This window comes from Salimicrobium flavidum (genome assembly GCF_900156645.1).
Classification (GTDB): domain Bacteria; phylum Bacillota; class Bacilli; order Bacillales; family Halobacillaceae; genus Salimicrobium; species Salimicrobium flavidum.
The window spans coordinates 121,614-128,599 of record NZ_FTOC01000008.1 but is presented as its reverse complement, the minus strand read 5'-3'; the positions used below and the strand labels follow the sequence as shown (position 1 = coordinate 128,599).

The window sequence follows — 6,986 nt, the reverse complement described above, 5'->3', positions numbered from 1 at the left end:
GATCTTCCTCTCTATCGATGTTTTGGTTTCGTCACCTTAAACATTAGAGGAAGATTCTGCTTTTTTCAATGTCAAGCACACTTGATTAGGGAGAGCCAAAAAATTTCAATATAAGTAAACAAATATCCTGAATCTTCTTATTCAATATCTTACAATATCCAACCTTTATTTCCAATACATGAAAGAAGAGCTCTACAATTTCTAGTACACCTTAGTAGTTCCTTCATTTACTAATACAGCAAATAACTATTTACAACCACCTCTCCACCTTATATAGTAATAGTTTGGACTACACTAATTCATTCGCTTTTGGCATTACTATATAGGAGATGGTGAGAATGGCCGCTGCTTTAGCAACCGGGTTATTGAGTGGAATATGGACGTATATCGCTCCGCTTTTTGGGATGCTGATCTGGGCAGGTTTTGCCGGATGTACTACTTTTTTTGCTGTCGGTACAGGAAGATTCAGGGCTTTGACTACAGCAACCATAACGAATATGACAGGGGTAGCTTGTGGCATGGCGATTCTCATCCTTTCTACCACCACGGAAATTTCTGCGGGAATGGCGATTTTCAGTGGAATCGTGACGACAGTGATGGTGTTGCTCGGTACCGTAAAGCCGACGAACTACACACCTGGGATTTTCATGGGAGCCTTCTCCACATTCGCCTCTGGAGGAGACTGGCTCGTCGTAGCAGTTTCGCTCCTGGGCGGGGTGCTGCTCGGGTTTTTCAGTGCAGAGCTTGGTATGCTCTTTTCAAAGCTTCACCGCACTTTTGGCCCGAAGCGCGCTATCAAGACACAAGAAACGCTGTTTCAGGAAGAAGATAAAGCTGAAGCTACAAAGTAAGTTCAAGCAGACTTTCACCTTTCAAAGTCTGCTTTTTTGTATGAAAAATTACAGTGCGAATCCATGGCCCACGCTCCGGTGCGCTCTGAAGAAGAAATATGTCGATCCTTAAGTATACGTGTAATGTTGCAATAGCAGACCGAACTGAACAAATGTTTCACGTGAAACCCCGGACTTAGCTGAAACTGCTCTGATTCAGTTTTTTTCACTCCGTATGTTTCTCCAACGCTTCTACGGGAATTCAGTAATCAGAAAGTCTCGTCTTTTTCTGATAAATATTACTAAGTCCCACCCGAAGGAGGAAACCTATGTTTTTCGATACCTGGTCCGCTCTCTGGACCATTCTGATCAAAGGAATCATCATCTATCCATCCGTCATTCTGATGCTACGCATTTCGGGGAAACGGACCCCATCCACCTTCAACATTTTTGACTGGGTGATCACGGTGGCTTTCGGTACGCTGATCGGGTCCTTCCTCATTACGCCGACCCTTTCTCTTGCGGAAGGATTGCTGGCACTTGCGCTACTTATCACCTTGCAGTTCATCGTAACGTGGCTCAGCGTCAGGTCCCGATGGTTCGCACGCACGGTGAAGTCAAACCCGGTACTCCTTTATCACAACGGGGATTTCTACCCTAAGGCCCTGGTGAAAACACGCATAACCAAGACGGAAATTTTTCAAATCGCACGTCAAAATGGCATTAGTTCCATGCACCTGGTAGAAGCGGTCGTGCTTGAAACCAATGGTCAACTGTCTCTCATCAAAAAGACGGAAGGTAGAACAACAGATGTATTGGAAGGGGTGGAGCGTGTTGAGTAAAGAACTACTGCTTTACCGCATTCCCGCCTCCTTCCAAAGAAAGGAATTAGGAGTGTATACATGTGAAGAAAGAAATCATTCTTGTGGGAACATTTCATTTTGAACAAGAGGAAGAAATAACAAAAAAGACAGAGACCGAAGTAGAAGAGTTTGTTGATTACTTAGCTGAGTATAAGCCTGATAAAATCGCTTTGGAGTGGGAAAAGTCAGAAGAAGACGAATTGATTGCGGCTTATCAAAAACGAAAGGAAAATTATGCAACCGATGAAGTTGAACAAATCGGATTCCGGTTAGCAAAAAAGTTGAACCATGATACTTTGCATGCTGTAAACTGGCAGGGGGCCATTTCCCAGGAAGATTTGATGAAACTTCATGCTGAAATCCAAAGTTCTTACCCTGCCTTGATGAATTTCATAGATAAATTAAGTGAAAACACTCCCGAAATTAGCCTGGACACCTCGTTAATTGATTCTTATAGAGAGTTGAATGATGAACAATCAATGAAAGAACTTGAGGAAATGTATTTATCGTTTGTTAAGGTTACTGACCCTGCAGGTGAAAACATTGGTTTCGATTTTTTGAACAAATGGATGGAAAGAGAACTGGTGATTTTTAAAAACGTTACAGAAATGAGCGATCCCGAAGAACGAATTCTACTTATAATCGGTAGCGATCACCTATGGATGCTTAATAATTTATTTAAAGGAAACGGGTGGAGTGTTATAAATCCCTTTTACAGAGGATAAATCATGAGTCTTACAAAAAACGGACTTCCATCACTCCACACAAAGAAAGCATCAATCTTTGAATTCAAAAATTGATGCTTTCTAATATTGAACAGCTGTCCCTGCTCTGCTTTACTTATACTTGTTCATAAATCTTTGGTTCAATTCCCATTTCATCGAGCTTCTCCCATAGACTTTCCAAAGATTCTTTTTTATTCAGATAGAAATCACGGCCACGCACGCGCCAGAACTCCCAGCCGGCACGCTCGAGCGATTCCTGGCGAATCATATCCTCTTCGAACTTCTCAGGCCCATGCCATCGTTCTCCGTCACACTCCACAGCAAGACGGTTTCTCATACCTTCGACCACAAGATCGATGCGGTAACGCCCTACTTTTACCTGTGGCGTAACTTTATAGCCTTTTGCCAGAATGGCACGCAAGACGTCCACTTCGAATGGAGAATCGCAATATTGCTCCAGATTCTCAAGCTCATCAGCCACTCGTGATGGATTTTTGCAGTAGCTGAGCAGCTGATAACGGAAGTCGTCCGGTTTCAGATCATTCGTGTCCACAGAATGATAGAGACGCATCTGGTTTTTGGCACGACTCGCTGCAACATTGATCCGCTGCTTTTCACTATTCTTTGTAAGGGAGCGGAATCTCCTTTCAGGTGCAACAACCATGGACAGGAAGACTACGTCCCGCTCATCCCCTTGCAAGGTATAAGCATCACCGCAGATCACTTTCCGATTCACGAACTCTTCGTCTCCGATCGCCTCACGAAGTTTTGTCTCAAGCAGCTGAGCTTGCTTTCCTCCCTGCAGTGCAATGACACCGAATGTCTGTCCATCGTAGGCCGGGTCTTCCACCATCTGTTTCATATCCGCCGCAATTTTATCCGCTTCCGGGTTATTGATGTCTTTGTCACCATCGTCATTATGACCATCTTCGACTTTACGTGCGAGCACAGGCGGTTCCAGCTTCTCCTCTTCGACAGGGAGACGTAGTGGAATCATTTCTCCTCCGTAACTCAAGTCATTGGAGAACTGAATGATTTCCGGCACACAGCGGAAATGCTCCCGTAGCATCAGCTTTCCTTCTTTCGGGAATGTCTGCTCAGCCATTTCGTACAGAGAAATATTCCCGTCAAAGAGATTCGCATTCGGAACATCCTGCAGATAACGACGCACAAGTTCCTGCACGTCTTCATCCTTCGTTCCAATAGCTTGCGGGCTAATTTGTTCTTCATCCCCGACGACAATCATCTTCTCACCGCGCATAAGCACGTTCGTCGAGAACAGGTCACACTGACTGCTTTCGTCAAAAATGATGACATCGAACTTATCATTCGTTACCGGGAAGTTCTCGAGCACCTGGTTGACCGGCATGATCCAGACCGGTATGGCACCTTGGGCCGTCTTCATGGACTCACGCGCTCCTTTGAGGTTCCGCTGGGCTGACTTCCCTGTTCCTTTTCCATACCGTTTGATATATGTCTTCCAGGAAGAGAGTGCCCGTTTTTCTTCATCTGTAATACGCTCCATCTGTGATTTCCACGTAGAAGCCGTAACTACTTCACGGATCAGCCGCTTCTGTTCTTTGTGCTGTTCTTCCAGTTTATCTTTCAGACGGGCGACGTTCACGTCCTTCGTTTCATCGAGCCACGTTTGAAGTTTCTGATTCTCGAGTGCTTCCTTGTAATCTTCAGGCATCTCTGTTTCTTGCCCGACTGTCGATTCGAGGTGAGCAGCGGTTGCCGGCAGGGTTTGCTTCAGTTTATCGAGGTAACTGTAAAACTCCCGGACTAATTTTTTTCGTTCCCCTAAGTGGAGCAGCTGATTCACTGATGCTTCCCACTTCTCTTTGTCCCCTGAGGCCATCGCAAGAATGAACTCATGGATGATCGGGTGCATCTCTTCTTCGTTCGATAGTTCTTTCATTTTTGCCGTTTCTTCTTTTTGACGGATTCTCCAGTGATTCAAGGCGACATACTTATCCGCTACGTCCAGCTCTTCACGGAAGCTCTTCGTCTTACCGAAATCATAGAAATCCACTTCAACAGAAAGTTGCTGTTCCGCCTGCTTGACTTCATCCACATATTCAATGACTTGGCGTATCCCTTCCAATGCTTCTTCCACTTCATGTGGAAACCTGGAGTTCCTCTGATCTATTTCTTCGGCTCCTATTTCCTGCAGATTCCCATTCACTACGCGCGCTGTCTCAGCCTTCAACTCGGCATACTCCAAGTACCTTTCTATGATGGCGAAGTCTTCCGCTGTTTCAAGCGGTTTCCCATTCAATACCTGATTCTCAAACAAGTACTTCGTATTTTTCCCTTTGAATAGGAAAAAGAAGAACGATGGCTTCTTCCCTTCTTCTACCGGTTCTTTCGCCGTTCGTACGTCTTCCTCTATCTCTTTGAGACTCTTTTCAGGAAGCTGAACGTCATGCGTGATCAATTCATTGTACAGTTCGAAAAGCTTCTGGACATTCTCTTCTTGCTCCTTATGAAGGTCACGCCAGCGTGCTTCTCTCGAGCCCCCAGCTTTCAAATCATCCAGCATCAGCCGGGAAGATTTCTTTTCAAGTAACGGTTGGAAGGAAGTGATATCATCCATCCGTGCCTTCCATAGCCCGATTGCTTCTCTGTCTTCTTTCAGTTGGTAGGCCTCGATAATTCGCTGTCCCGCGTCCTCGTAATCATCGAGTTCTCCCACCTCTTCAACGAGGTCATTGAACTTCGGCACGCTCATGATTTCTGCATCAAGCGATGGCAGACGTTTGTCGCGGAGAGAAAGTTCTTCTTTCTCCAGACGATTTTTCAGTGTCCAAAACGTGGTCCATTCCTCTTTGGAAAGCGGGAAGGTGGCCTCCATGCCGACATCATCCTTGATCCACGAATAATCGATATCCGTGCCGGCCAGCTGTTTGGCAACGTCATACTTATGAAGCTTTTCCCCACCATACGTAAGCGGCGTTCCCTCTTTTTCCGTATATACCTTTAATTCATTCGTGAGTCTCGCCTCTTCCCGCTTGCTTTCATCCAGCAATTCAAGGTTATGATCGATCGTCTTCTTCAAAGCAGGCTTATCCAGTTCGCCTAACTGTTCACTGAGCGTGCGAATCGATTTCTCAATGCCATCCATCGATTCACGACCACTACCCAAAACAGGCACACACAGATCACGGATCGATTCAGGGATTTTATCCTTCAATACTTTGAGCGCATTCTCTTTCTGTGAAGTGATAAGGATTCGTTTCCCCTGTGAAAGGAAGTGAGAGACGAGGTTTGCGATGGTATGCGTCTTCCCTGTGCCGGGAGGTCCCTGTACGGTGACACCGTAGTTCTTATCAATACGATTCACAATATTCTTCTGTTGTTCATTGGCAGGCAGAGGAAAATAGAGATGATCTTTCGGTAATGGATTCTTTTCTTCCTCTTTATCTATATCCGACCTTTCAGGAGCTTCCCCTTCAAAGATGGAAGCTACAGCCTGCGTCATTTCTACGGACCCTTCTTCCACTCCTTCGATGATCTGCTCCAAATCCTCGCGAAGAACTCGTACTTTTTTTCCACGAACCGAGAATATACCCTTATCGTAAATCGCAGGAGTTGCACTGATCTCCATCTTTTGATTTTCGTCTCTCACTACTCCGTCCGGGTGAATGAGCGTAATGAACTGTTCAAAAAGCTCTTCGAAGTCTTCACCTATATGCTGCTCCCTCATAGACTCGATCACTTTATCAAGCATCGGACGATTAGGCAATTGAACGCCTGAGAACATGTCTCTTTCCACCTTTACCGTATCTTCAGATTCTTTTGCCACAATTCTCCCTTGTCTCGGAAGTAATTCGAGTTCGAGTTTTGTGGTGATGAGCGGGTGACGGATGCTTCCGATCTTTTTATCTTTATGCATCCACGTCAGAATTCCGCGTCCGTAAATGAATTCCAGGGTATCCCCTTCCTGGTCAAAACGGGAAACAAAATGGAAAAAGTTATTGTAAAGATCCGAGACGTAATACTTCTCTTTCAGCTGCTCCGCCCATTGGTGCCAGTCTTTTTTCCAGGAATCGTAGGCTTTCACTCTATCCTTATCGTCCTCAAAGGAAACCGTGTGCGACTCCCCTTCCTCATCTGTCTCTTTACGTTCCATATAATAAACCGGTTCATTGTTCGGACTATCAATCAATCCATTGATCCATCCAACAAGCAGAGTAGGAACTTCCGGAGGTCGCTTATCCTCATCTGTTATGGAAGGCCGATCAATTTCGAATACATGATCCTCCTCCAAACATTCATCAAACAGACGTATCCCCTCAAGACTTTCAAGGGAGTCTTTCTCCCATATCTTTTCATACTGCCTGTAGTCCCTATCCACTTTGCCTACAAGGTTATTCAATTCAAGTAAGTATTTAAAAAAGCGTGCGCCTTTGTCATCCTGGACACTTTGCATATAGTTCCACCTCGCTGTATTATTGCGTTTCTGGTCATTTCCTTTATTTCCTATTATCACATGTGAGCCCTCAATTGTGCATTAGTTCGACATATATACTGATATGAAGGCAAAAAATTGAACACCCCTTCAT

At 45.0% G+C, this 6,986-nt stretch carries 4 protein-coding genes; 3 read left to right on the top strand and 1 reads right to left on the bottom strand.

The features are described from left to right. Positions 1-338: 338 nt before the first annotated feature. The 3 genes from BW944_RS11605 to BW944_RS11595 all read left to right on the top strand — a co-directional run bounded on the left by BW944_RS11605 (position 339) and on the right by BW944_RS11595 (position 2,418). Positions 339-851 (top strand): DUF1097 domain-containing protein, encoded by a 513-nt coding sequence (locus BW944_RS11605; RefSeq protein ID WP_076559869.1) that lies wholly within the window; start codon positions 339-341, stop codon positions 849-851. Between the two features lie 308 nt (positions 852-1,159). Further along, positions 1,160-1,672, top strand: coding sequence for a DUF421 domain-containing protein (locus tag BW944_RS11600; RefSeq protein WP_076559867.1), 513 nt, complete (start codon positions 1,160-1,162; stop codon positions 1,670-1,672). Between the two features lie 62 nt (positions 1,673-1,734). Next, positions 1,735-2,418 carry a DUF5694 domain-containing protein gene (locus BW944_RS11595; protein WP_076559865.1) on the top strand — a complete coding sequence of 228 codons (684 nt, stop codon included), beginning with the start codon at positions 1,735-1,737 and terminating at the stop codon, positions 2,416-2,418. 115 nt (positions 2,419-2,533) lie between these two features. Here BW944_RS11595 and BW944_RS11590 read toward each other — a convergent pair whose 3' ends face one another. Further along, on the bottom strand, positions 2,534-6,853 hold the full coding sequence (locus tag BW944_RS11590; RefSeq protein WP_076559862.1) for an AAA domain-containing protein: 4,320 nt from the start codon (positions 6,851-6,853) through the stop codon (positions 2,534-2,536). Positions 6,854-6,986 lie beyond the last annotated feature (133 nt).